This is a genomic window from Brevundimonas sp. (assembly GCF_036400995.1).
Taxonomy (GTDB): Bacteria; Pseudomonadota; Alphaproteobacteria; order Caulobacterales; family Caulobacteraceae; genus Brevundimonas.
In genome coordinates, this window is sequence record NZ_DASWWG010000033.1 from 1 (window position 1) to 23,966 (window position 23,966).

Annotated in this window: 22 protein-coding genes; 13 read left to right on the forward strand and 9 right to left on the reverse strand. The window is 68.8% G+C overall.

What is annotated here, in order from left to right; genetic code table 11:
• Positions 1-56 precede the first annotated feature (56 nt).
• A complete protein-coding gene (gene ettA, locus VGE03_RS04330) occupies positions 57-1,724 on the forward strand; it encodes an energy-dependent translational throttle protein EttA (RefSeq protein ID WP_331045291.1) in 1,668 nt (555 codons plus the stop codon).
• Between the two features lie 201 nt (positions 1,725-1,925).
• Positions 1,926-2,765 (forward strand): DUF6065 family protein, encoded by an 840-nt coding sequence (locus VGE03_RS04335; protein ID WP_331045292.1) that lies wholly within the window; start codon positions 1,926-1,928, stop codon positions 2,763-2,765.
• Here the strand turns inward: VGE03_RS04335 and VGE03_RS04340 are convergent, their stop codons facing one another.
• On the reverse strand, positions 2,766-3,326 hold the full coding sequence (locus tag VGE03_RS04340; RefSeq protein WP_331045239.1) for a hypothetical protein: 561 nt from the start codon (positions 3,324-3,326) through the stop codon (positions 2,766-2,768).
• 122 nt (positions 3,327-3,448) lie between these two features.
• Here VGE03_RS04340 and VGE03_RS04345 point away from each other — a divergent pair, with 122 nt between their 5' ends.
• From VGE03_RS04345 to metH, 4 genes are read left to right on the forward strand one after another with little or no spacing between them, the layout of a single operon-like run.
• Positions 3,449-4,411: a metalloregulator ArsR/SmtB family transcription factor gene (locus VGE03_RS04345; protein ID WP_331045240.1), complete on the forward strand. Its 963-nt coding sequence runs from the start codon at positions 3,449-3,451 to the stop codon at positions 4,409-4,411.
• Positions 4,408-5,355: a methylenetetrahydrofolate reductase [NAD(P)H] gene (gene metF / locus VGE03_RS04350; RefSeq protein ID WP_331045241.1), complete on the forward strand. Its 948-nt coding sequence runs from the start codon at positions 4,408-4,410 to the stop codon at positions 5,353-5,355. The genes VGE03_RS04345 and metF overlap by 4 nt, the downstream gene beginning before the upstream one ends.
• Positions 5,352-6,431 carry a homocysteine S-methyltransferase family protein gene (locus VGE03_RS04355; protein ID WP_331045242.1) on the forward strand — a complete coding sequence of 360 codons (1,080 nt, stop codon included), beginning with the start codon at positions 5,352-5,354 and terminating at the stop codon, positions 6,429-6,431. Before metF ends, VGE03_RS04355 begins: the two co-directional genes overlap by 4 nt.
• Complete coding sequence (gene metH, locus VGE03_RS04360) at positions 6,431-9,097, forward strand: methionine synthase (protein ID WP_331045243.1); 2,667 nt, start codon at positions 6,431-6,433, stop codon at positions 9,095-9,097. Before VGE03_RS04355 ends, metH begins: the two co-directional genes overlap by 1 nt.
• A gap of 24 nt (positions 9,098-9,121) precedes the next feature.
• Here the strand turns inward: metH and VGE03_RS04365 are convergent, their stop codons facing one another.
• Together VGE03_RS04365 and VGE03_RS04370 are read right to left on the reverse strand one after the other, a co-directional pair.
• Positions 9,122-9,688 (reverse strand): hypothetical protein, encoded by a 567-nt coding sequence (locus VGE03_RS04365; protein ID WP_331045244.1) that lies wholly within the window; start codon positions 9,686-9,688, stop codon positions 9,122-9,124.
• A gap of 178 nt (positions 9,689-9,866) precedes the next feature.
• Positions 9,867-12,812, reverse strand: a complete 2,946-nt coding sequence (locus VGE03_RS04370; RefSeq protein WP_331045245.1) for a TonB-dependent receptor plug domain-containing protein — start codon at positions 12,810-12,812, stop codon at positions 9,867-9,869.
• Positions 12,813-13,143: 331 nt separating this feature from the next.
• Between VGE03_RS04370 and VGE03_RS04375 the strand changes: the two genes are divergently transcribed.
• Together VGE03_RS04375 and VGE03_RS04380 are read left to right on the forward strand one after the other, a co-directional pair.
• Positions 13,144-13,662, forward strand: a complete 519-nt coding sequence (locus VGE03_RS04375) for a hypothetical protein (protein WP_331045246.1) — start codon at positions 13,144-13,146, stop codon at positions 13,660-13,662.
• Between the two features lie 2 nt (positions 13,663-13,664).
• Positions 13,665-14,057, forward strand: coding sequence for a TIGR01244 family sulfur transferase (locus VGE03_RS04380; protein ID WP_331045247.1), 393 nt, complete (start codon positions 13,665-13,667; stop codon positions 14,055-14,057).
• Here VGE03_RS04380 and VGE03_RS04385 read toward each other — a convergent pair.
• On the reverse strand, positions 14,054-14,200 hold the full coding sequence (locus VGE03_RS04385; RefSeq protein WP_331045248.1) for a hypothetical protein: 147 nt from the start codon (positions 14,198-14,200) through the stop codon (positions 14,054-14,056). The two genes, VGE03_RS04380 and VGE03_RS04385, sit on opposite strands and share 4 nt — an antisense overlap.
• A gap of 66 nt (positions 14,201-14,266) precedes the next feature.
• Here VGE03_RS04385 and VGE03_RS04390 point away from each other — a divergent pair, with 66 nt between their 5' ends.
• On the forward strand, positions 14,267-15,172 hold the full coding sequence (locus VGE03_RS04390; RefSeq protein WP_331045249.1) for an MBL fold metallo-hydrolase: 906 nt from the start codon (positions 14,267-14,269) through the stop codon (positions 15,170-15,172).
• Here VGE03_RS04390 and VGE03_RS04395 read toward each other — a convergent pair.
• From VGE03_RS04395 to VGE03_RS04410, 4 genes are all read right to left on the reverse strand, one after another.
• Complete coding sequence (locus VGE03_RS04395; protein WP_331045250.1) at positions 15,074-16,225, reverse strand: M48 family metallopeptidase; 1,152 nt, start codon at positions 16,223-16,225, stop codon at positions 15,074-15,076. The two genes, VGE03_RS04390 and VGE03_RS04395, sit on opposite strands and share 99 nt — an antisense overlap.
• A 2-nt stretch (positions 16,226-16,227) precedes the next feature.
• On the reverse strand, positions 16,228-17,355 hold the full coding sequence (locus VGE03_RS04400; RefSeq protein WP_331045251.1) for a YjgN family protein: 1,128 nt from the start codon (positions 17,353-17,355) through the stop codon (positions 16,228-16,230).
• A gap of 122 nt (positions 17,356-17,477) precedes the next feature.
• Positions 17,478-18,167 carry a DUF1499 domain-containing protein gene (locus VGE03_RS04405; RefSeq protein WP_331045252.1) on the reverse strand — a complete coding sequence of 230 codons (690 nt, stop codon included), beginning with the start codon at positions 18,165-18,167 and terminating at the stop codon, positions 17,478-17,480.
• 4 nt (positions 18,168-18,171) lie between these two features.
• On the reverse strand, positions 18,172-19,806 hold the full coding sequence (locus VGE03_RS04410; RefSeq protein WP_331045253.1) for a long-chain-fatty-acid--CoA ligase: 1,635 nt from the start codon (positions 19,804-19,806) through the stop codon (positions 18,172-18,174).
• Positions 19,807-19,977: 171 nt separating this feature from the next.
• Here VGE03_RS04410 and udk point away from each other — a divergent pair, with 171 nt between their 5' ends.
• Together udk and VGE03_RS04420 are read left to right on the forward strand one after the other, a co-directional pair.
• The gene (gene udk, locus VGE03_RS04415; protein ID WP_331045254.1) at positions 19,978-20,625 is read left to right on the forward strand and encodes a uridine kinase; all 648 of its coding nucleotides are present in this window, start codon (positions 19,978-19,980) and stop codon (positions 20,623-20,625) included.
• A 99-nt stretch (positions 20,626-20,724) separates the two neighbouring features.
• Positions 20,725-21,348: a TetR/AcrR family transcriptional regulator gene (locus tag VGE03_RS04420; protein WP_331045255.1), complete on the forward strand. Its 624-nt coding sequence runs from the start codon at positions 20,725-20,727 to the stop codon at positions 21,346-21,348.
• Positions 21,349-21,354: 6 nt separating this feature from the next.
• Here VGE03_RS04420 and pdxH read toward each other — a convergent pair whose 3' ends face one another.
• Positions 21,355-22,029, reverse strand: a complete 675-nt coding sequence (gene pdxH / locus VGE03_RS04425; protein ID WP_331045293.1) for a pyridoxamine 5'-phosphate oxidase — start codon at positions 22,027-22,029, stop codon at positions 21,355-21,357.
• 86 nt (positions 22,030-22,115) lie between these two features.
• Between pdxH and VGE03_RS04430 the strand changes: the two genes are divergently transcribed.
• Positions 22,116-22,844 carry a DnaJ C-terminal domain-containing protein gene (locus tag VGE03_RS04430; protein ID WP_331045256.1) on the forward strand — a complete coding sequence of 243 codons (729 nt, stop codon included), beginning with the start codon at positions 22,116-22,118 and terminating at the stop codon, positions 22,842-22,844.
• Between the two features lie 10 nt (positions 22,845-22,854).
• Entirely contained in the window at positions 22,855-23,940 is a 1,086-nt protein-coding gene (aroC, locus tag VGE03_RS04435) for a chorismate synthase (RefSeq protein WP_331045257.1), read from the forward strand.
• Positions 23,941-23,966: the final 26 nt, after the last annotated feature.

Below are 23,966 nucleotides of genomic sequence, written 5' to 3' on the forward strand. Positions count from 1 at the left end.
GCTACATCCCGCGCCAACCTCCCCATTCGATCGAACGACAGGGCGCACCGCACCTCATGGCGCAGCAATACATTTTCCAGATGCAGGGCCTGACCAAGGCCTTTCCCGGCGGCAAGAAGATCTTCGAGAACATCTGGCTGAGCTTCTATAACGACGCCAAGATCGGCGTGGTCGGCGTCAACGGCTCGGGCAAGTCCACCCTGCTGAAGATCATGGCCGGGCTGGACAAGGAGTTCAGCGGCGAGGCCAAGGCCGCCGACGGCGTCAAGCGCGGCTATCTGGAGCAGGAGCCCCAGCTCGATCCGGCCCTGAACGTTCGCGAGAACGTCGAGGCGTGGTGCGAGGAGAAGCAGTGGGTCAACCGCTTCAACGCCGTCGCCGCCGAACTGGGCGAGAACTACACCGACGAGCTGATGGAGGAGATGACCGCCCTCCAGGAGAAGATCGACGCCGGCGACGTCTGGGACATCGACAGCCGCATCGAAATGGCCATGGACGCCCTGCGCTGCCCGCCGGACGACTGGTCGGTCGAGAACCTCTCGGGCGGTGAGAAGCGCCGCGTGGCCCTGGCCCGCCTGCTGCTGTCCAAGCCCGACATGCTGCTGATGGACGAGCCGACCAACCACCTGGACGCCGAGTCGGTCGCCTGGCTGCAGCACCACCTCGAGAACTTCCCGGGCTGCGTGATCCTCGTCACCCACGACCGTTACTTCCTGGACCAGGTCACCAAGTGGACGCTGGAGCTGGACCGCGGCCGCGGCCACCCGCACGAGGGCAACTACTCGTCGTGGCTGGAAGCCAAGCAGAAGCGCGTCGTGCAGGAGCAGTCGGAATCGGAAGCCCGCCAGCGCGCCCTCACCCGCGAACTAGAGTGGGTCCGCTCGGGCGCCAAGGCTCGTCAGGCCAAGTCCAAGGCCCGTCTGGCCGCCTATGAGAAGATGGTCGCCGAGCAGGAGAACAGCCGTCAGGCCCAGTCCTTCGCCGTCATCCAGATCCCGCCCGGGCCGCGCCTCGGCAACGTCGTGCTGGAAGTGGAAGGCCTGAAGAAGTCGTACGGCGACAAGCTGCTGTTCGACAACCTGACCTTCAAGCTGCCGCCCAACGGCATCGTCGGCGTCATCGGCCCGAACGGCGCCGGCAAGTCGACCATGTTCAAGCTGATCACCGGCCAGGAACAGCCGGAAGCCGGCACGATCAAGGTCGGCGAGACCGTCAAGCTGGCCTATGTCGACCAGTCGCGCGACGCCCTGGACCCGAACAAGACCATCTGGGAGGAAATCTCGGGCGGCACCGACATCATGATGGTCGGCAAGCGCGAGATTAACAGCCGCGCCTACGTCGGCTCGTTCAACTTCAAGGGCGGCGACCAGCAGAAGAAGGTCGGCCAGCTGTCGGGCGGTGAGCGCAACCGCGTCCACCTGGCCAAGACCCTGGCCGCCGGCGGCAACCTGATCCTGCTCGACGAACCGACCAACGACCTGGACATCGAGACCCTGCAGAACCTCGAGGAGGCTCTGGAGGAGTTCGCGGGCTGCGCCGTGGTCATCAGCCACGACCGCTGGTTCCTGGACCGTCTGGCCACCCACATCCTGGCCTTCGAGGGCGACAGCCACGTCGAATGGTTCGAGGGCAATTTCGAAGCCTACGAGGAAGACAAGAAGCGTCGCCTCGGCACCGACGCCCTGATCCCGCACCGGATCAAATTCCAGAAGTTCGGGCGGTAAGCCGAACATCAGGACGGGAATCGATGAAGGGCCGGAGACCTCTCCGGCCCTTTTCCTGTTCCGCACAGGCGGTCGCCGCCAGGGGTGGCGGTGGAGCCGATTCCGGGCTCAGATGGCCCGGTTGTCCACACCGTTCCGAGACGCCGCTTGAGCCAGACCCTGACCGAAGTCCCCGCGCGCGACGGGTCCGACGACGCCCCCCTGCGTCTGGAGTGCTTCCCCACCAAGCCCAACCCGCCGCAACTGGTCCCCGGACGGCCTGAGCGGGACTGGATGGACAGTTTCGCGGCGCGGCATCCCTATCGCTGTCTGCCTCTGACGATGGCCAACACCACCGGCTGGGAGCTGTTGTGCCCGTTCGGGTTCGAGGCGGAGTGGAACGGCGGACTGGACGCCGCGGCGATCCGCTTCCGCCCGCTGGAGGCCGGGACGGCGCTGGATCATCTGGTCGTGTCGCACTTCACCCACGGCGTGATCACGTTCCACGTCGGATGGCTGTTCCGCACGCCGCCGGGCTGGGCCTTGCGCGCCTCGGGCAGCCCGAACCGCTTCAAGCACGGCATCGCCCCGCTGGAGGGCCTGGTCGAGACGGACTGGCTCCCCTACCCCTTCACCATGAACTGGCGCTTCACTGCCCCGGGCCGGGTGCGGTTCGAGAAGGACGAGCCCTTCTGCTTCATCCAGCCGGTGCAGCACCACAAGATCGAGGCGTTCGAGCCCGTCGGCGCGCCCCTGTCGACCGACAGCGACCTGTCGCGGCAGTACGAGATGTGGAAGGAGGTCCGCGGCGACTTCAACAACCGCATCGCGGACGGCGACCCCGCGGCCATGAAACAGGCCTGGCAGCGCTACTATTTCCGCGGCGAGTTCCCGGACGCCGGTGAAGCCCGGCCCGAGGGACATGTGAACAAACGTCGCCTCTCGGCCCTGCCCGAGGCGGACACGCCGCCTGCAGGCGAACCGGCGCCGATGGTCCGGCTGGATGCGCCGGTGCTCGACTATCGCGGCGGCGACGGGGCCGGCGGGCCCCGCAAACCCTGATCAGCCGCCCGAGCCGTCAGGCATCGGCATCGGCATCGGGTCGGCCGGACGGGGCATCGGTATCGCGACCGGCCGCTGCGCGCTCGCCGCCGGACGGGGCAGTTCCTCATCGGACAGCCGGCCGTCGCCGTCCGCGTCCATGCGATTGAAGGCCCGCAGGGCGCCGGCGCCGAACTCCTGACGGTTCACCCGGGCGTCGCGGTTGGCGTCCGACTGGGACACCATGGCGCGCAGGCGGCCGCCGCCCATGGACGCAACCGGCTCCTGACTGAGCACGGCCAGTTCATTGCCGGTGATGTCGCCGTCGCTGTTGGCGTCCAGACGACCGAACACCCGGTCCGCCCACGGGTCGATCTGATCGGCCGAGCGCGGCAGCATGCCGAGGCCGCCGCCGCCCATGCCGCCTCCCATGCCTCCACCCGGACCGGCCTGGGGGCCCGCCGGCGGCGCACCTTGGGGACCGCCTTGGGGACCGCCCGGCGGGGGAGTCTGGGCGAAGGCGGCCGGAGCCAGAAGCAGAACAGCGGCCGGAGCGGCCAGAAGGATCGAACGAAGACGCATCAGGGACTTCCGAACACGGGATATCGACCGGGAGAGAGTGTCCCCGTCTCGCCCCCGTGGCCAGAGGTTTTTCAGGCCGATTTCGCTTGCCAAATCATATAAGGATATCTTTATATAAAGCCATGTCGCTGAGTGCTGATCAGACTGTCGAGGCCCTGCGCGCCGCGGGCGAGCCGACCCGGTTGCGGGTCCTGTCCCTGCTGGCCGGGGAAGAGCTGTCGGTGATGGAGCTGTCCCGCATCCTGGAGCAGAGCCAGCCCCGGGTTTCCCGGCATCTGAAGCTGATGGCCGACGCCGGGCTGATCGAGCGTTTCCCGGACGGCGCGCGCGTCTTCTACCGCCTGTCCTCCGACCCGCTGGCCCGCCGCCTGATCGACACCGTTCTGGACCTGCTGGACGAAAGCGCCGGCGCCGCCGACGACCGCCGTCTGGAAGACGTGCGCCGCGACCGTGAAGCCGCCGCCAGCGCCTATTTCGAACGGGTCGCGCCCCAGTGGGACCGCATCCGCTCCCTCTATGTCTGCGAAACCGACGTCGAGGCCGCGATCCTGAAGGCCGCCGGCGACGGCCCGTTCGAGCGCGTCGTCGACCTGGGCACCGGCTCGGGCCGGATGCTGACCCTGCTGGGCAGGAAGGCCAAGATGTCGGTCGGGCTCGACCTGAGCCACAACATGCTCAACATCGCCCGCGCCAATGTCGCCCGGGCGGGGCTGGAGAAGGTCGAGCTGCGCCACGGCGATATCTTCGCCACCCGTCTGCCCGAGCACAGCGCCGATCTGGTGCTGGTGCACCAGGTCCTGCACTACCTCGCCGATCCCGCCGCCGCCGTGGCCGAGGCCGCGCGTCTGGTGTCGCCCGGCGGGCGCCTGCTGATCGTCGACTTCGCCCCACACCAGCTTGAGCACCTGCGGGACGAGCACCAGCACCGCCGCCTGGGCTTCGCCGACGACGAGATGCGCCGCTGGCTGAAGGGCGCGGGCCTCGAGGCCGAGGCCGCCACCACCCTCCCCCCCGACACGGACGGCCTGACCGTCTCCATCTGGACCGCGGAACGCCCGGTGCAGACGAAAGCGAAAGCGGCATGAGCACGCCCATCAGCCTCGCCGAAGCCCGCGCCCTGCTGCTGTCGCCGCTCGGCCCCGTGGCCCGCGCCGGTCAGGACGCCTCGCGTCCCCGCGTCTCGTTCGAGTTCTTCCCGCCCAAGTCGGATGAGGCCGAAGCCAATCTCTGGAAGGCGATCCAGCGGCTGGCTCCGCTGAACCCGGCCTTCGTCTCGGTGACCTACGGCGCCGGCGGCTCCACGCGCGAACGGACCCACCGCACGGTCGAGCGCATCCTGAACGAGACCGGCCTCCAGCCCGCCGCCCACCTGACCTGCGTCGAGGCCAGCCGTGACGAGGTCGACGAGGTGATCCAGGGCTACAAGGCCGCGGGCGTGAAGCACATCGTGGCCCTGCGCGGCGATCCGCCGGGCGGAGCCGGCATCGGCGGCGTCTATCAGCCGCGGGCCGACGGCTACGCCAACGCCACCGAGCTGACCGCCGCCATCAGCCGCATCGGCGGCTTCGACATCACCGTCGGCGCCTATCCTGAAAAGCATCCGGAAAGCCCCTCGATCGACCACGACATCGACGTGCTGAAGGCCAAGGTCGACGCCGGGGCCACCCGCGCCGTCAGCCAGTTCTTCTTCGACATGGACGCCTTCCTGCGCTTCCGCGACCGGGTGCGCGCGGCGGGCGTCACCATCCCCCTGATCCCCGGCATCATGCCGGTGTCCAACTTCGCCGGTCTGCAGCGGATGTGCGGCGCCTGCGGCACCGCCCTGCCCGACTGGCTGGCCGCGCATTTCGACGGGCTGGACGACGATCCGGAGACCCGCAAGCTGATCGCCGCCTCGGTCGCCGCCGAAACCTGCGCCCGGCTGCAGGAAGAGGGCTTTGAGGACTTCCACTTCTACACCCTGAACCGCGCCGATCTCGTCTACGCCATCTGCCGGGTGCTGGGCGTCCGCGAGCAGGCCTCCGCATGACCTCCCCCCTGACCCGCGCCGAACGCATCGCCGCCCTGCACGCGGCCGCGAAGCAGCGCATCCTCGTGCTCGACGGCAGCTGGGGCGTGATGATCCAGCGTCGTGGCCTGGACGAGACCGACTTCCTCGGCGACCGCTTCATCGGCCATCCGGGCCAGATGAAGGGCAACAACGACATCCTGTGCGTCACCCGCCCGGACGTCATCGCCGACCTGCACGACCAGTATTTCGCGGCGGGCGCCGACATCTCCGAGACCAACACTTTCTCGGCCACCACCATCGCGCAGGAGGACTATCACCTCGACGCGCAGGCGGTCTGGGACATCAATCTGGAAGGCGCGAAACTGGCCCGCGCCGCCGCCGACCGCTGGACAGAGAAAGAGCCGCACAAGCCCCGCTTCGCCGCCGGCTCCATCGGGCCGCTGAACAAGATGCTGTCGATGTCGTCGGACGTGAACGATCCCGGCGCCCGCAGCGTGACCTTCGATCAGGTCTATGAAGCCTATCGCCATCAGGTGAAGGCGCTGAACGAGGGCGGGGTCGACCTGTATCTGATCGAAACCATCACCGACACGCTGAACTGCAAGGCCTGCATCAAGGCCATCAAGGACCTTGAGGACGAGGGCCTGCCGCCCCTGCCGATCTGGATTTCGGGCACCATCACCGACCGCTCGGGCCGCACCCTGTCGGGCCAGACGGCCGAGGGGTTCTGGAACAGCGTACGCCACGCCAAGCCCTTCGCCATCGGCTTCAACTGCGCGCTGGGCGGCGAACTGATGCGTCCGTTCATCGCCGAACTGAGCCGCGTCGCCGACACCCTGGTCGCCGCCTATCCCAACGCCGGCCTGCCCAACGCCATGGGCCAGTACGACGAGCAGCCGCACGAGACGGCCCACTTCATCGAGGAATGGGCGCGATCGGGGCTGGTCAACATCGTCGGCGGCTGCTGCGGCACGACGCCGGACCACATCAAGCACGTGGCCGAAGAGGTCGCGAGCGTTCCGCCGCGCGCCATCCCGGAGCGTCCGGTGGCCATGCGGCTCAGCGGCCTCGAACCCTTTGAACTGGTAGCGTAGTGCGTCCCACCTTCATCAACGTCGGCGAACGGACCAACGTCACCGGCTCGGCCAAATTCCGCAAGCTGGTGGTCGAGGGCGACTACACCGCCGCGCTGGACGTCGCGCGTCAGCAGGTCGAGGCGGGCGCCGCCATCATCGACATCAACATGGACGAGGGCCTGCTGGACGGCGCCGTCGCCATGCGGACCTTCCTCAACCTGATCGCGGCCGAGCCCGATATCGCCCGCGTGCCGGTGATGATCGACAGCTCCAAATGGGAGGTGATCGAGGCGGGCCTGAAGTGCGTGCAGGGCAAGCCCATCGTCAACTCCATCTCGATGAAGGAAGGCGAGGCCATCTTCCGCGAACACGCGGTCAAATGCCTGCGCTACGGCGCCGCCGTGGTGGTCATGGCCTTTGACGAGGTCGGTCAGGCCGACACCGCCGCCCGCAAGATCGAGATCTGCACCCGCGCCTACAACATCCTGGTCAACGAGGTCGGCTTCCCGCCCGAGGACATCATCTTCGACCCCAACATCTTCGCCGTGGCGACGGGGATCGAGGAGCACGACAACTACGCCGTCGACTTCATCGAGGCGACGCGGGTGATCAAGGCCACCCTGCCCTACGCCCGCGTCTCGGGCGGGGTGTCGAACGTCTCGTTCAGCTTCCGCGGCAACGAGCCCGTGCGGCGGGCGATCCACTCGGTCTTCCTGTACCACGCCATCAACGCCGGCATGGACATGGGCATCGTCAACGCCGGCGACCTGCCGGTCTATGACGACATCGACGCCAAGCTGCGCGAGGCGGTCGAGGACGTGATCCTGAACCGGCCGCAGCGGACCAATGTGTCCAACACCGAGCGGCTGGTGGACATGGCCCCCGCCTACAAGGGCGAGAAGGGCGCGGCCCGGGTCGTGGACCTGACCTGGCGCGAGGCCCCGGTGTCGAAGCGCATCGAGCACGCCCTGGTCCACGGCATCACCGAGTTCATCGAGGCCGACACAGAGGAGGCGCGGCTGCAGTCCGAGCGTCCGCTGCACGTCATCGAAGGCCCGCTGATGGACGGGATGAACGTGGTCGGCGACCTGTTCGGCTCGGGCAAGATGTTCCTGCCGCAGGTGGTGAAGTCCGCCCGCGTGATGAAGCAGGCCGTGGCCTGGCTGGAGCCGTTCATGGAGGCCGAAAAGGCCGGTCAGGCCCGCTCGACCAACGGCCGCATCCTGATGGCGACGGTCAAGGGCGACGTCCACGACATCGGCAAGAACATCGTCGGCGTGGTCCTCCAGTGTAACAACTACGAGGTCGTCGATCTGGGCGTCATGGTCCCGGCCGACCGCATCCTCGACGAGGCCGTGGCCAACGACTGCGACATCATCGGCCTGTCGGGCCTGATCACGCCTTCGCTGGACGAGATGGTCTTCGTGGCGTCGGAGATGGAGCGGCGCGGGCTGGACCTGCCCCTGCTGATCGGCGGCGCGACCACCAGCCGGACCCATACGGCGGTGAAGATCGAGCCTGCCTATCATCGCGGTTCGACCACCTATGTCATCGACGCCAGCCGCGCGGTCGGCGTGGTCGCGGGCCTGCTGTCCCCGACCGAGAAGGCGAAGAACGAAGCCGCCACCCGCGACGAATACATCCGCATCCGGGAGCAGTTCGCCCGCGGTCAGGAGGTCAAGGCGCGCGCCGCCCTGCCCGCCGCCCGCGCCAACCGCTTCCGGCCGGCCGCTGAAAAGCCCCTGCCCGCCCGTCCGTCCTTCCTGGGCGTGCGCGCCTTCGACAGCTGGGACCTGCAGGACCTCGCCGACCACATCGACTGGACGCCCTTCTTCGCCAGTTGGGAGCTGATCGGCCGCTATCCGCTGATCCTGGAGGACGAGATCGTCGGCGAGGCGGCGCAGGACCTGTTCCGGGACGCGCAGGCGATGCTGAAGCGGATCATCGACGAGCGCTGGTTCACGGCCAGGGGCGTGGTCGGCTTCTGGCCCGCCAATGCGCGCGGCGACGATATCGTGGTGTGGACCGACGAGACGCGCACAGAGGAAGCCGCCCGCTTCCACGGCCTGCGTCAGCAGATCGCCAAGTCGAACGGCAAGCCGAACCTGTGCCTGTCGGACTTCGTGGCCGAGGACGGCGACGACTGGATCGGCGCCTTCGCCGTCACCGCCGGGCACGGCGAGCTGGAGAAGGCCGCCGAGTTCAAGGCGAAGGGCGACGACTATTCGGCCATCATGGCCACGGCCCTGGCGGACCGTCTGGCCGAGGCCTTCGCCGAGCGTCTGCACAAGGAGGTGCGGACGCAGCTGTGGGGCTATGTCCCGGACGAGCAGACCTCGGTGCAGGAGCTGATCGAGGAGAAATACCTCGGCATCCGCCCCGCCCCCGGCTACCCGGCGCAGCCCGACCACACCGAAAAGGCCACGCTGTTCAAACTATTGAACGCCGAAGCCAATGCCGGGATGCAGCTGACGGAAAGCTACGCCATGACGCCTCCCGCGTCGGTGTCAGGCCTCTATTTCGGCCATGCGGACAGCCACTATTTCGGCGTCGGCAAGATCGACCGCGACCAGATCGAGGACTACGCCGCCCGCAAGGGCTGGGACGTGGCCACCGCGGAACGCTGGCTGGCCCCGATCCTCAACTACGATCCGGCGAGCGTGGGACGGACCGAAGCGGCCTGATCCCGCGCCACAGCGGGAGGAGACCTACTCCAGCCCCACCTCGCGCGGCGTGACCGGCGGGGTGGTGACGTTGTCGCGGATGCGGCGGGCGGCGTGCTCGCAGCGGCCCGGCAGGCCGAAGAACAGGCCGAAGGCCTGGCTGCGGGCGGCCTGATCCTGCTCCATCAACGGCGCCCATTTGGCCGTCGCCTCGGCGGCGGCGGCGCGGGCGGCGCCCAGGGTGGCCGTGGACTGGCGCGGGCGCGCGGCCTCGAGGGCGGCGCGGAAGTCGGTGGCCTCCAGCCGGCCCAGCCGGATGATGTCGTTGTCCAGGTCGTCCCGGTTTTCCAGCGTCTCGCCCAGGGCCACGTGGCCGTTCACCAGCGCCTCGCACCACGCCACCAGCGGATAGTCGGCTTCCGGCGCGCCGCGCGGCAGCGGGTTGGCGTAGGCGACCGCCTCACGCACCCGCAGGGCGTCCGCCGTTTCGGCGATCGGGGCGGTGGCGACCGGGCCCTCGTCCTGCACCGGGCGGGGCGCGGTGGCGATCGGACCGTCCTGCCCCACGGGGGCGGCGGACAGCAGGAGGGCGGCGGCAAGGCTGGCGAACATGAAGGCTCCGGAACGAGGGGCGACCGCCCCGACTGGACACCGCAACGCTTGAATCGGGGAATGGTTTTTATGCGGCGCCCGCGACGTCGAAAAAACCGCGGGGCCGACAAAAACGACGCAGCAAAAAGGGCGGCGGACCCGAAGATCCGCCGCCCCGATTGTCTCTCAGACGTAAGGCTTAGAAGTTAGCCGTGACGCCGAAGAAGAAGTAACGGCCCATCGCATCGTACAGCTGCGGATAGGTGTTGCCGTTACCGGTGGTGCCGACGCTGTAGGACAGCGGCGGATCGCTATCCAGGACGTTGTTCACGCCCGCACGGATCGTGACGGTGTCACGAACCTGCCAGGTCGCGGCCAGGTCGAAGTAGTTGTAGGCGTCGAAGTAGCGGTCGATACGAGCGCCGCCGTTGTTCAGCGAGCCGTTGGCCGACGACAGGACGGCGATTTCAACTTCGCCGTAGTGACGCCAGGTGCCCGACACGTCGACACCCCACGGGCTGACCCAGGTCGCGCGAGCGCGGTGACGCCATTCCGGGTTCGGAATGCCGCACTGGTTGCCGTAGAAGCCGGCGCAGTCATAGACCGAAGCCGCACCGCCGAGGCCGGTGTTGGTTTCCAGTTCGTTCAGCCAGGTGCCGACGAACGAGAAGGCCAGCGAGCCGTAGGACGGAGCGCCCCAGTCTTCCAGATCGACGCTGTAGTTGGCGTTGACGTCCACACCCGAGGTGGTGAAGCCACCGATGTTGGTGTTGATGTCCAGCACGCTGCCGTCACCGATCCACAGCGAACCGTTGCCGGGGTTACGGTTGATGAGGGCGCACGAGGCGGCCACACCCTGGTTGTAGCAGAGGTCCAGGATGTTCTGGGCGCCGGTCGTCTGGATGGCGCCGTCGACCTGGATGTCGAACCAGTCAACCGAGACGTTGAAGCGCGGCAGGAACGAGGGTTCCCAGACGGCGCCGATGGTGAAGGTGTCAGCTTCTTCAGGGTTCAGGTTGGGGTTGCCGCCCTGGGTGAAGTTGTACTGACCCGCCGGGCTGTCCAGACCGCCACCGGTCGATTGACCGGCCGTGACCTGCCACGGGTTGGTGCCGATGCACGAGGCCGGAACCGCACCCGCGCCGTTGGCGGCGCGACCCGGAGCCGAGCAGGGATCGAAGTCCATGTCGAACAGGTTCAGGCCCTGCGCGGTGAACAGCTCGATCACGTTCGGAGCCCGCACAGCGCGCGAGTAGCTGGCGCGGAAGCGGATGTCCTCGATCGGGGCGTAGTCACCACCGATCTTGTAGGTGTCGGTGCCGAAGTTCTCGTACTCCGAACGACGGTAAGCGGCGTCGATCGAGGCCGAGTAGGCCCAGGGTTGGTCGTCGGCCAGCGGGATCTGGATTTCGCCGAAGACTTCGGCCACGTCCGTATCACCGGTGAAGCCGATGGTCGGGCCGCCCTGACCGGCGCCGTCGCCGGTGGCGAAGGCGTTGTCGGTGACCGAACCCAGGTAGTCGCGACGGTATTCGGCGCCGAACGCGACCTGGACGGTGCGCGAAGCGGTCGGGAACGACCAGCCGGTGTCGCCGGTGATCGCGGCGGTGATGACCTGTTGGGTCGTCTCACCGGTCTGGATCAGCGGGATTTGCAGGTAGTCCAGCGCGGCTTGCGTGACGCCGCCCGGGGTGAAGATGTCGTAGGGCACGCAGTTCGGGTCGGTGCCGTTGACGACCGAGCGACAGGTCGGGGTGCCGCCGACGCTGACGACGTCCAGGGCGCGACCCAGACGGGTCACCGAGAAGTCGTTCAGGTAGGTACGGGCCAGACGGACGCGCGAGAACTGGGCCGAGACGTCATAGTTCCAGCCCGGGGTGAACTCGCCACGGACGCCGATGACGCCACGGTACGATTCATAGTTCAGGCTGTCCTGACGGCCACCGCCTTCGACGTTACGACGGCCGATGTACAGCGGCACGCGGTTGCCGGCGGCGATATCGGCCGGGGTACAGCCGATCAGGGTCGACTGCTGGGCCGACAGCAGCGGGCTGTCGCAGTTGATGTCGGCGGTCGAGAAGAAGTTACCCGACGGCGCGATCTGGGCGACCGAGCTGTAGTCCGAGAACATCAGCTGGGCGAAGACTTCGACCTTGTCGTTGACCTGGTACTGACCGAAGGCGCCGAGCGTGTAACGCTCATCCGGACGCTGGTAGTAGTTGATCGGGCCGAAGTTGTAGGCGTTGTTCGCGGCCGAGTACGGCACGAAGGTCCGGCCGGCGCCCACGGTGTAGGCGTAGGTGCCGAAGTCCGTGAACTGACCCGGGAACGAGGTGCCCGAGCCGCCGCAGGTGAAGTTGGCCGGGGTCGCGGCGGCCGGAGCAGCCAGCGAACACGCCGAGTAGTCGCGCTCACCCTGAAGGATCGGGTTGTTGCTGCGGTAACCGGCGTAGGCCATCAGGTTGCCGCGGTTATCCGGCGCGGCGACGCCCATGATGATGTTGACCGACTTCGACTCGCCGTCGACCACGTCGTCGTCCGGCAGGCGGAACTGCGACGGGTTGGTGGTGGCGCGGCCGGCGATGACGCTGCGCAGGTTGCCCACGCCGTCATAGTCGTTGTGGTGCTGGTAGAAGCCGTACTGGGCATCGATCTGGATGCCCTCGAAGTCCTTCTTCATGATGAAGTTGACGACGCCGGCGATGGCGTCCGAACCGTAAACGGCCGAGGCGCCGCCGGTCATGACTTCAACACGCTCGACCAGCTGTTCCGGGATCTGGTTCAGGTCGGCGGCGTCGTCGTTCGGCGAGCCGTAGCCCATCCGGCGGCCGTCGATCAGGACCAGGGTGCGCGACGAGCCGAGGTTACGCAGCGACACGGTCGCGGTGCCCGAGGCGCCGTTCGACACGGTCGAGTTCTGCGCGGCGAAGGCCTGCGGCAGCTGGTTGACCAGGTCCTCGACGCGGGTGACGCCCGCGATGTCGATGTCCTCACCCGTGACCTGGGTCACCGGACTGGTGGTGGTCAGGTTGGTTTGCGGAATGCGCGAACCCGTGACGACGATTTCGTCGAGCTGGGTTTCCTGCTGCGCATCCTGCGCGACCGCCGGGGCCGCGAACGCGAGAGCGGCGAAACCGCCGATCATCGTCGTAGCCAGCAAGCGGTTGCGAGTTTTTTGATTTCTCAAAGGTCGTCTCCTGATGTTGACCCCGCCTTTCAGCGAGGTCCGGCCTTGGATTGGAAATAGTCCCTTCCCCCGCGGCCAGAGTCCCGACCGCAGTTGCGAGAGGTTAGGCGCCGCACAACTGGTTTCGCCAGCGTAATTACAAGCTTGTAATCCGGGATAAGCGGGACTGTCGTATTTAGGCCACGATACCGTCACAGCTGAGGTTACGGGGCCATGGTTGACCCTGCCGACGTCCTGGAGGACTGAAGGCGGGTCCGCCGGCGTGGCGGCGACAGTCGAAGGTGCGAAGATGTCTCTGGTTTCCGGCCTTGCAGCCCTGGCGGTCGTGGCCGCCTCCCCCGGTCAGGACGCCGCCGCGCCGCAGCAACGGCCCGAGGTCGTGGAGCGACTCACCGCCTGCCGCGCCGTCGCCGACAACGCCGCCCGTCTGGCCTGTTATGACGCCGCCACCGCCGCGCTGGACACGGCCCAGCAGCAGGGCGAACTGGTCGTCATCGACCGCGCCGCGGTGAATCAGACCCGTCGCGACCTGTTCGGCTTCGACCTGCCGACCCTGCCCCGCCTGTTCGGCAATGCGCAGACGCAGGAGCTCGATTCGATCGAAACCACCCTGCAGAGCGCCTCCCAGGCCGGCGAGGGCCGCTGGGTCTTCCGCCTCGCCGACGGCAGCAGCTGGCGCCAGATCGACAGCGATCCGGTCCGCTTCCAGAATCGCGCGGGCCAGGAAGTCCGCGTCCGCAAGGCCAGCCTCGGCAGCTTCCTGCTGACCGTCGGCAACAGCCGCGCCGTGCGCGTGCGGAGGCAGTAGGCATGCGCGCCCTGTCGGAAACGGTCTGGGCCTCGCCCCAGCTTTCGCCCGAGTCGCTGTCGGGCCTCGCCGCCGCGGGCGTCGGACGCATCGTCAACAACCGCCCGGATCATGAGGAGCCCGGCCAGCCGACCGCCGCCGAGGTGGAGGCCGCCGCGCGCGCCGCCGGACTGGATTACCGCTGGATTCCCATCGCGGGCCTGCCCTCCCCCGCCCAGGCCGCGGCCGTGGCCGAGGCGCTGGAGGACAATGTGCCGACGGTCCTGTTCTGCCGCTCGGGCATGCGCTCGTCGGCCGCCTGGGCCATGGCCCTGTGCGCGAACGGCGCCGACGCCGACGAGGTCCGCGCCGCGGCCGCCGCGGCGGGTTATGATCTCAGCCGGATCCCGCTCTAGCGCTGGATCATCACGCGCGTCGCATAGGGCGCGGGTTCCGGGGTGCAGGAGGCGACCGCCAGTTGCGCCGCGATGAGACACAGGAAGGCTCCCGCCACGGGCAGGAGCCGATTTGAAACAGCCAGGGCGATGGAAACGGCCATGTCGGGCACTCCGCGGAAGGTTTACAGAGTCCTAACGCAAGGGCCGGGCCGCACAGGGAGAGACGGGTGATCCCCTTTGTCCGCGATTTCGACTTCGCCTACGGGCGCGTGGATCGGGTGTCGCCCCTGATCCGGCGCGTCATCGCCGAAAATCCGGGCGCCTTCACCTTCACCGGCACCGGAACCTACATCGTCGGCCGCGCCGAGCCGGGCGCACGCGTGGCGGTGATCGACCCCGGCCCCCTGGACGACGCCCATCTGGCGGCCCTGCTGGAGGCGGTGAATGGCCAGACCGTCAGCCATGTGCTGGTCACCCACACCCACCGCGACCACGCCCCCCTCGCCCGCCCCTTCGCCGAGGCCGTCGGCGGCGCGCCGGTGCTGGCCGCCCGGCCGCCCTCGCGGACCATCCACGCCTCGGGCGGCCTCGACGAGGACGACGACGAGACCTTCTCCCCCGACATCATCCTGACCGGCGGCGAGCGGATCGAGGGCGACGGCTGGACGATCGAGGCCCTGGCCACGCCCGGCCACGCCTCGAACCACATGGCCTTCGTGCTGACCGACGAGAACGCCCTGTTCAGCGGGGATCACGTGATGGGCTGGTCGACCACCGTCGTCGCCCCGCCCGACGGCGACATGGCGGACTACATGGCCAGTCTGGACGCGGTGATCGCGCGCGGCTTCGACACCCTGTGGCCGACCCACGGCGCGCCGGTGACCGACCCCGGCCCCTTCCTGGACGCCTATCGCGCGCATCGGCTGGGGCGCGAGGCCCAGGTGCTGGCCCGGTTGCAGGCCGGCGACCGGACCATCGCCGAGATGGTGCCGGTCCTTTATGCGGCGGTCGACAGCCGGCTGTGGCCGGCGGCCTCACTGTCCGTCTGGGCGCACCTGATCGGACTTGTCCGGACGGGCCGCGTCGTCGCTGATCCCGAACCGACGCTTCAGGCGGTCTACCGGGTTCTCTGACTCCTCGACCTTGCACAGGCCGCGGACCGCGCTCCATTCCGTCGCGGTCAGGGCGCTGCGCCCCGTCCGCTGCGCCGCACGGGCCGCCCCGGCGCGTCGCCGGGAATCGGGGTGGGTGGCCAGGAATTCGGCGGCCTCGCTCATCTCGTCGTGCGACTCGCCCGCGGCCATGCGCTCGAAGAAGGGCGCCATGCCCAGCGACGACATCCCGCCGGCGTGCAGCAGCGTCTGCCCCCGGGCGTCGGCCTCCAGCTCGGACGAACGGCTGTAGCTCAGCTCGGACGCCTGTCCCGCCAGGATGACCGCCTGCTGGCCCGCGCCGGTGCCGCCGCCGACGATCAGGTCCAGCAGCATGCCGACCCCGAAATTGCGCCAGACCGACTGCATCACGTGCCGCTTCTCGACGTGGGCGACCTCGTGGGCGATGACCGCGGCCAGTTCATCCGGCGTCTTCGCCTCGCGGATCAGGTCGTCGGTGACCAGGATGTAGCCGCCCGGCAGGGCGAAGGCGTTGACCATCGGCGCGTCGACGGCGCGCACCCGGATGTCGAAGGGGGTGTCGGCCTCGGCCGCGATGCGGTCGCCCAGCGCCGCCAGCGTCCGCTGCCCCGCCGCGTCCTCGCAGGCCGGGAAGATGGCCGAGACCTGGGCGTTGAAATTGTCGCCCATGCGCTGCTCCATCGAGACAGGCGTGGCGCGCGCGACCGGTCCGGACAGCGCCGGCACGCCGACCGTCACGAACAGCACGACCCCGGCGGCCGCGGCGGTCAGCCCGCCGATCAGCCACCATTCGCGGCGGCGACGGCTCTTCGCCCGCTCGGCCAGCCGGTCGCCGATCATCGGGCTCCAGTCCCCGACCGGCAGCACCAGCCGGGCGTCCCGGTCCTTGCGGCTGCTGACCCGCGCCTGATCGGCCTCGATCTCGACCGTCAGGTCCTGCAGCGGCCAGGCGACCTCGCGGCCGTCGGCCTCGATCCGCAGGACGTCGCCGTCCATGGCGGCCCGGGCGTCCTGCGCCCGCGCCGACCGTCCGTCGTAGAAGCGCGCGCTCAAGGTCAGATCGCCGAGAAGCCGAAGGCGTCCGCCAGCCCCTCGCCGCTGCCCGGTCCGCGCTCGGCCTGATGGGCCAGCGACAGGCGCGCCGTGCCTTCCGAGCTCAGCCGCTCAACGAGGAACCGCGCCGTCCGCGCCTGCACCCACGGCATCAGGAAGCCGAAGGTGATCAGCAGGAAGAACAGGTTGGTCACCGTCAGCCACCACAGCGGCAGGGCCTTGACCTTCAGGGTGAAGGTCGCGCCGTCCACCGACACGCCCTTGGCCACCGACCGCATCATGGCCGCCTGGTAGGGCGCCCAGACCAGCAGGGCCAGCGGCGAGAGCACCAGCAGCACGGCGTACATGACCAGGTTGAGCTTCATCGCGTCCATGGTCGACGGCGCGCCTTCGCCGGCCGCCGTCTCGAACATGCCGGTCGACGCGCCGATGGCCAGGAAGATGATGGCGAACATCACATAGCCGACGCCGGTGCCGACCCAGCCGATCGCATAGGCGCCGTAGACGCCTTCCTGCTGGGCGCGCGCCATGCGGAAGCGCAGGCGGCGGTCACCGAAGCGGACCTCGTCCCAGATCTTCTCGGCCAGGGCCCGTTCGGCCGCCGGCCAGTACCAGCCCCAGGTGATCCCGCTCAGGAACATGGCGAACAGGAAATACCAGCCGTAGTTGGCCGCCGAGCCCTTCAGCTGGAAGCGGATGCCGCGCCAGGTCGTCCGACTGGCCATGTAGCGGAAGGCGGTGAAGGTCCCGAAGCCCCAGAGCCAGCCGAGGAACACGTACATCGGGATGTAGGCGGCGAAGATCACCCAGTGGCCGATGAACTGGACGGCGAAGACCAGCGCCAGGAACGGCACGCCCAGCACCACCAGCGCCAGCAGGAAGCCGATGAACAGCTCGACGCCGCGACCGGTGTACTCGAACGCCTCGCCGTTCAGGCGCACGCCCTTCCAGATCCGGTGACGGACCTCCGTCTTCCCCCAGAAGCGGTAGAGGGTCAGGGTGATCAGATTGAGCAGACCGTTCTTGAGGCTCAGCCCCAGGAAGCCCGACGAACGGATCGTCGTCTCGAAGGTCAGGGCCTCCGCTTCCGGTTCGGCGACAGCGGGCTCTTCGGCGGTGATGTCGGTCAAGTTATCCCCCGGTAACATATCCCGTATTCCGCGTAGCGAGCGGCGGTCGCGGAGGCAACGCCCTGTCGGGGTTAAGGGACGGCCGAGGGCCGAACGTGGCGCCGCCGCCACGCGTCAGGGGGTCAGAGCGCGTCGTTCAGGGAGGCGCTGATCCGGGTCACCAGACGGCAGGCCTCGCCGCCGTGCGGACGCCCGTCACGGGCCGCCACCCGGATGTCCGTGCGGCCCGGGCGAATGCGGATGACCGCGTCATAGCCGAAGCCGAACCACACCGTGCGGCGACTGCCGTCGGCGCGGGCGACGCCGGTGCGACCGAGGGTGAAACCGGCTTCCTGAAGGGCCCAGGCGGCGCTTTCCGGCGCAATCTGGGTCGGCACCGGCGCCGCGCCGGGGCAGGCCTCCACGCCGACCGCCGGTTGCAGCCCGCCCATGCGGTCAGGCCGCAGCTGACCGAATCCCGGCACCTCGGCCAGATCGGTGCTGACGTTCTCGACCGGCCCGGCCGCCAGCTGACGCTTCTGCCAGACGAAGCCGCCCAGCGTTCCGCCGCCGATCAGCAGCGCCGCCAGGGCGGCGAACCCCAGCGCACGGAAATTCCTCAGGGCCAGCAGCATCGCCAGCACGCCCGCGGCCGCGCCGGCGAACGACAGCCACCACGCCACCTGCAGCGTCAGCAGGTCATAGCCGGTCTCCACCGGCAGCAGGCCGCTGCGCACCCCGACCACCGACAGCAGCACCAGCAGGGGCGAGGCGACCGCCAACGCCGCCAGGGCCTGAACCGCCCCCCTGCCCTTCACCGCCGTCGTCGCCATGCCTTCAGCCTCCCGCCGTCGGCAGACGATAGTCCTTCAGCCGCTCGCGCACGACCTTCTTGTCGATCTTTCCGGTGGCGCCCAGCGGAATGTCGTCCACGAAGACCACATCGTCCGGCATCCACCACTTGGCGATCTTGCCCTGCAGGAAGTCCAGGTGCTCCTGCTTGTCCTGGCTCTCGCCGGGACGCAGCTTCAGCACCAGCACCGGCCGCTCGTCCCACTTCGGGTGGGCCGCGCCGATGACCGCCGCCAGCTCCACCTTCGGATGGCCCACGGCGATGTTCTCGATCTCGATGGAGCTGATCCACTCGCCGCCGGACTTGATCACGTCCTTGGCGCGGTCGGTGATCTGCATGAAGCCGTGCTCGTCGATGGTCGAGACGTCGCCGGTGTCGAAGAAGCCCTCGTTGTCGAGGATCTCTCCGCCTTCGCCCTTGAAGTAGCCGCCCGCGATGGTCGGCCCCTTGATCATCAGGCGGCCGTAGGTGTGCCCGTCGTGCGGCATCTCCTGACCGGCGTAGTTCTTCAGCTTCAGCTCGACGCCCAGCGGCGGCTGGCCCTGCTTGATCCGCCACTTCATCTGCTCGTCGTACGGCAGGGCGGCCAGTTCGGGCGTCATGTTCGACAGGGTGCCGATGGGCGAGGTCTCGGTCATGCCCCAGCCCTGCAGCACCTCGATCTGGAACTCGTCGTGGAAGGCGCGGATCAGGCTCTCCGGCACGGCCGAGCCGCCGATCAGCACCTTCTTGACCGTCGGGATCTTCAGATTGTTCTCGCGCAGGTGGGTCAGCAGACCCTGCCAGACCGTCGGCACGGCGGCCGAGAAGGTCACGCCCTCGCTCTCGATCAGCTCATAGATGGCCGCGCCGTCCATGCGCGCGCCCGGCATGACCAGCTTGGTGCCGCCCGCCGGACCGGCGAAGGCGATGCCCCAGGCGTTGGCGTGGAACATCGGCACCACCGGCAGGATGACCTCGCTGGGCGAGGCGCCCAGCACGGTCGATTGCATGCCCAGCAGCGTGTGGATGAAGTTCGAGCGGTGCGAATACAGGACCCCCTTGGGGTTCCCCGTCGTGCCCGAGGTGTAGCAGAGGCCGCAGGCGGTATTTTCCTCGAAATCGCCCCAGACCACGTCCTCGGACGCCCCGGCCAGCAGGGCCTCGTAGCATTCCGCCCCCGGCAGCTTGGTCGCCGGCATGGTCATCTCGTCGGTCAGCACCACCACCCGCTCGACGCTGGGACAGTGCGGCAGGATGGCTTCCAGCAGCGGGATGAAGGTCAGGTCGACGAAGATGATCTTATCTTCGGCGTGATTGATGATGTAGGCGAGCTGCTCCGGGAACAGGCGCGGGTTCAGGGTGTGGCACACCGCCCCCATGCCCATGATGCCGTACCAGACCTCCATGTGGCGGCCGGTGTTCCAGGCCAGGGTGGCGACGCGGTCGCCGGTCTGGATGCCCCAGTCCTTCAGCACGCTGGTCACCCGGCGGGCGCGCGAATGGATTTCCGCATAGGTGGCGCGGACGATCGGCCCCTCGACCGAACGCGTCACGACCTCGCGATGACCATGCCAGTTGTTGGCGTGCGTGATGATCTTGTCGACCGTCAGCGGCCAGTCCTGCATCAACCCAAGCATTGCGATCCCTCGTACTTGCATCCGCTGAACGGGACGCTTGTGGTCACGCTATCGGCGTGAACAGCGATAAGCAACGTGACGCAAGGTCAACGAACAGGTCCGGAACATCAACCTGCGGCAACCTGTCATCTTCGGACTGGCGATGCGGGTTCCCTCGCCCTAGAAGGCGCCATGGCTATCCTGATTGCGATCACCGGCGGTTCCGGCTCGGGCAAGAGCACCCTGGCGGAGGCGCTCGTCGCCGCCCTGCCCGCGGGCGCGGCCGTGCTGCTGCGCGAGGATTCCTACTACATGGACGCCGCCGCCCTGCCCGATTTCGACGCCGCCACCTTCGACTTCGACGACGTCTCCGCGCGCGACCACGACCTGATGATCCGGGACCTCGCACAGCTGAAGGCCGGCCACGACATCACCGCCCCGATCTACTCCTTCATTCATCACGGGCGCGAGCCGGGCGGAGAGCCGGTGAAGGCGACGGACGTCGTCGTGGTCGAGGGCACCCACGTCCTGTGCAATCCGGAACTCGTCGCCCTGTTCGACATCCGGGTGTTCGTCGACACCCCCGCCGACATCCGCTTCATCCGTCGCCTGCTGCGGGATCAGGCCGAGCGCGGCCGGACCGCCGAGTCGGTCATCGCCCAGTATCTCGGCACCGTTCGCCCCGGGCATGAACGCTGGACCGAGCCGTCCCGCCTGAACGCCGACTTCATCGTCGCCGACGCGACGGCGGCTGTCCGGCTGGAAGACCCCCAGGCCGTGGTGCGCCTCGCCGCGCCGGTGCTGGCCCACCCGCTGCTGGCCGCGCTGTCCCGCGACTGATCGCCGACAAGCCGCACACTGACGATGCCTGACAGCCCGCTTGCCGATCACGCGGAGGTGCGTCACCCTGACGCTTCCTCGACCAATGAATTTCGGAAGATGACCGGCTCTATCGGCGACCCCACCGCCTTCGACCCCAAGCGGCAGACCATCATCCGGTACGCCCGGACCGCCTTCATGTCAGAAGGCTATGCGGGCGCCCGCATCGAGCCCATCGCCCGTGAGGCCGGGGTGTCGACCGCCACCCTCTACGCCCTGTTCGCCGGCAAGTCCGAACTCTTCACCGCCGTCATCGACGACGCCGCCGACCAGTTTTCCCGACAGATGGCCCGTGTCCGCGCCTGCGACGGCGACGCCCGCAAACAACTCACCGGTTTCGCCGAGGCCTATGCCGACTTCATGGGCGACGGCTTCGTCCGCTCGATCTTCCGTCTTGTCATGGCCGAACGTCCCCGCTTCGAGGACACCGCCCGCCGCTTCTTCGAAAAGGGCCGCAGCGAGTTCGGCCTCACCCTGATCGGCGTGCTCAAGGACCACGTCGAGCGCGGCGGGCTGAAGAATATCGAAAAGCCCTCGTGGGCCGCCGGCGAGCTGATGGGGATGATCGAACACCCTGTCTTCTTCGTGCCGCTGGTCACCGGGGACGAGGTGAAGGCCACCCGCACCCACGCCCAGGTCGTGGCCCACGCCATCGAGACCTTCATGGCGCGCTACGGCGCCTGACCGGCCTCAGGGCTGCAGGCGGCTCGTCGTCCAGCCGTCGCCGTCACGCGTGAACAGCAGACGGTCGTGCAGGCGGAACGGCCGGTCGCGCCAGAACTCCACCTGATCCGGGATCACCCGCCAGCCGGTCCAGCGTTCGGGGCGCGGCACGTCCTGTCCCTCGAAACGCCCTGTCTCGCGCGCGATGGCGTCCTCCAGCACGGCCCGGTCGTCCATCGGACGCGACTGGTTCGAGGCCCAGGCCCCGATCTGGCTCTCTCGCGCCCGGCTGGCGAAATAGGCGTCGGCCTCGGCTGGCGTCACCGGCTCGACCCGCCCGCGCACCCGCACCTGCCGCCGCAGGGACTTCCAGTGGAAGGCCAGGGCGGCCACCGGCGCCTCGCCCAGCGCCTGACCTTTGGCGCTTTCACGATTGGAATAGAAGGTGAAACCGCGCCCATCGACGTCCTTCAGCAGAACGATCCGGCAGTCCGGCGTCCCGTCCCCGGTCACCGTGGCCAGCGACATGGCGTTGGCGTCGTTCGGCTCATACCGCTTGGCGTCCTCCAGCCACTCCACGAACAGGCCATACGGCTCCGTCCGGTCGAAGATGGTCTCATCCCCGTTGGCGGCGAGCGCGGCGGCATACTGCTCCGCATACTCTTCACGGGTCGGGCTGGGCGGGATCACGGGCGCGGTCATGGCCCCCAGATAGACCTTCACGGTTCCGAACGGGAGAGCCATCACGGTTAAGCCGGTCTTCACTACGTTGGGCATTTTGTATCAGGATGCGCGCGCGCCCGTCCCTTGAAGTCTCCTCGCCCGGTGAAGCCTGGGCCCTGCTCGGCCTCGACGGCCCGGCGGACGGCGACGCCCTGACCTCAGCCTTCCGGGCCGCGATCAAGGCCGCCCGCCCCGAGAACCATGACGGCGACGAAACCCGCTTCCGGCAGGTCATCGCCGCCTGGCGGCTGGTGCAGACCCAGGCGCCCGTCATCGCGGAGCCGGGCGTCCCTGCCCCGCCCCCGCCCGCCGAAACCATCATCGCCATCACTCCGCGCGAGGCGCTGGAGGGCGGCGCCCTGACGGTCTGGCGCGACGGGCGGCGGCTGAAGGTGACCGCGCCCGCGGGCCTGCGTGCGGGCGAGCGGCTGCGACTGAAAGGCGGCGCGGCCGACGGCGCCGACCTGTTCCTGCCCGTGCTGATCCGGGGCGCCGACGGCCTGAACGTCATCGGCGACGACCTCTACATGGACTGGCCCGTCACCCGGCGGCTGGTCGACGACGGCGGGCGCATCGAGATCGACACCCACGCCGGCCCCCGCTCCGCCTGGATCGTCGCCGGTCAGGAGTCGCTGCGCCTGCGCCTGCGCGGCCTGGGCCTCCCGGCGCGCGGATCGCGGCCGCAGGGCCATCTGTTCGTGACCCTGATCCCGTCCGAGGACGCCCCGTCGGCGGCCGAAGACCTGCTGGTTCGCTTCACCCGCGTCTGGACGCCGGACCGCATGGCGGCCTAAGCCGTATTCCATGTCGCACAACACCTTCGGACATCTGTTTCGCGTGACCACCTGGGGCGAGAGCCACGGGCCGGCGATCGGCTGCGTCGTCGACGGCTGCCCGCCCAACATCCCGCTGACCGAGACGGACCTTCAGCCCTGGCTGGACCTGCGCAAGCCCGGCGGCAGCCGCTTCGTCACCCAGCGGCAGGAGAGCGACACCGCCCGCATCCTGTCCGGCGTCTTCGATGACGGAGCCGGTCCGGTCACCACCGGCACGCCCATCTCGATCCTGATCGAGAACGAGGACCAGCGGTCAAAAGACTACGGCGAGATCGCCCGCGCCTACCGCCCGGGCCATGCCGACTTCACCTACCAGACCAAATACGGCGTCCGCGACCACCGTGGCGGCGGCCGCTCCTCCGCCCGCGAGACCGCCATGCGCGTCGCCGCCGGGGCCGTGGCCCGCAAGGTGCTGGGAGAGAGCATCCGCATCCGCGCGGGCGTGGTCCAGTTGGGCCCGCACCGCATCGCGCCGGACGCCGTCGATTTCGACGCCGTCTATGACAACGCCCTGTTCGCCGCCTCGGCCGCCGTCGTGCCCGGGTGGGAGGCCTACCTCGACGGCGTCCGCAAGGCAGGCTCGTCCATCGGCGCCGTGGTGGCGCTGGAGGTCACGGGCGTTCCGGCGGGCTGGGGCGCGCCCCTGTACGGCAAGCTGGACGCCGAACTGGCCGCGGCCATGATGTCGATCAACGCCGTGAAGGGCGTCCAGATCGGCGCGGGCTTCGACGCCGCCGCCCTGTCCGGCGAGGAGAACGCCGACCAGATGCGCCTCGACGACGATGGGCAGCCGGTCTTCCTGTCCAACCATGCGGGCGGCGTCCTGGGCGGCATTTCGACCGGCCAGCCGGTGACGGCGCGGGTGGCCTTCAAACCCACCTCCTCCATCCTGACCCTGCGCCAGACCGTCACCCGCGACGGCGCCGAGACCGACCTGCGCACCAAGGGCCGCCACGACCCCTGCGTCGCCCTGCGCGGCGTTCCGGTGGTCGAGGCCATGGCCGCCTGCGTGCTGGCCGATGCGATGCTCCGGCACCGGGCGCAGGTGGGATAACGCACCACGGTAAGGCCCCATGCCGA

Coding starts and splice junctions, on each gene's coding strand:
- ettA (WP_331045291.1), top strand. CDS start 57: ATGGCGCAGCAATACATTTTCCAGATGCAGGGCCTGACCAAGGCCTTT.
- VGE03_RS04340 (WP_331045239.1), bottom strand. CDS start 3,326: ATGCGTCTTCGTTCGATCCTTCTGGCCGCTCCGGCCGCTGTTCTGCTT.
- VGE03_RS04345 (WP_331045240.1), top strand. CDS start 3,449: ATGTCGCTGAGTGCTGATCAGACTGTCGAGGCCCTGCGCGCCGCGGGC.
- metF (WP_331045241.1), top strand. CDS start 4,408: ATGAGCACGCCCATCAGCCTCGCCGAAGCCCGCGCCCTGCTGCTGTCG.
- VGE03_RS04355 (WP_331045242.1), top strand. CDS start 5,352: ATGACCTCCCCCCTGACCCGCGCCGAACGCATCGCCGCCCTGCACGCG.
- VGE03_RS04365 (WP_331045244.1), bottom strand. CDS start 9,688: ATGTTCGCCAGCCTTGCCGCCGCCCTCCTGCTGTCCGCCGCCCCCGTG.
- VGE03_RS04370 (WP_331045245.1), bottom strand. CDS start 12,812: ATGATCGGCGGTTTCGCCGCTCTCGCGTTCGCGGCCCCGGCGGTCGCG.
- VGE03_RS04375 (WP_331045246.1), top strand. CDS start 13,144: ATGTCTCTGGTTTCCGGCCTTGCAGCCCTGGCGGTCGTGGCCGCCTCC.
- VGE03_RS04380 (WP_331045247.1), top strand. CDS start 13,665: ATGCGCGCCCTGTCGGAAACGGTCTGGGCCTCGCCCCAGCTTTCGCCC.
- VGE03_RS04385 (WP_331045248.1), bottom strand. CDS start 14,200: ATGGCCGTTTCCATCGCCCTGGCTGTTTCAAATCGGCTCCTGCCCGTG.
- VGE03_RS04405 (WP_331045252.1), bottom strand. CDS start 18,167: ATGGCGACGACGGCGGTGAAGGGCAGGGGGGCGGTTCAGGCCCTGGCG.
- VGE03_RS04410 (WP_331045253.1), bottom strand. CDS start 19,806: ATGCTTGGGTTGATGCAGGACTGGCCGCTGACGGTCGACAAGATCATC.
- udk (WP_331045254.1), top strand. CDS start 19,978: ATGGCTATCCTGATTGCGATCACCGGCGGTTCCGGCTCGGGCAAGAGC.
- VGE03_RS04420 (WP_331045255.1), top strand. CDS start 20,725: ATGACCGGCTCTATCGGCGACCCCACCGCCTTCGACCCCAAGCGGCAG.
- pdxH (WP_331045293.1), bottom strand. CDS start 22,029: ATGACCGCGCCCGTGATCCCGCCCAGCCCGACCCGTGAAGAGTATGCG.
- VGE03_RS04430 (WP_331045256.1), top strand. CDS start 22,116: ATGCGCGCGCGCCCGTCCCTTGAAGTCTCCTCGCCCGGTGAAGCCTGG.
- aroC (WP_331045257.1), top strand. CDS start 22,855: ATGTCGCACAACACCTTCGGACATCTGTTTCGCGTGACCACCTGGGGC.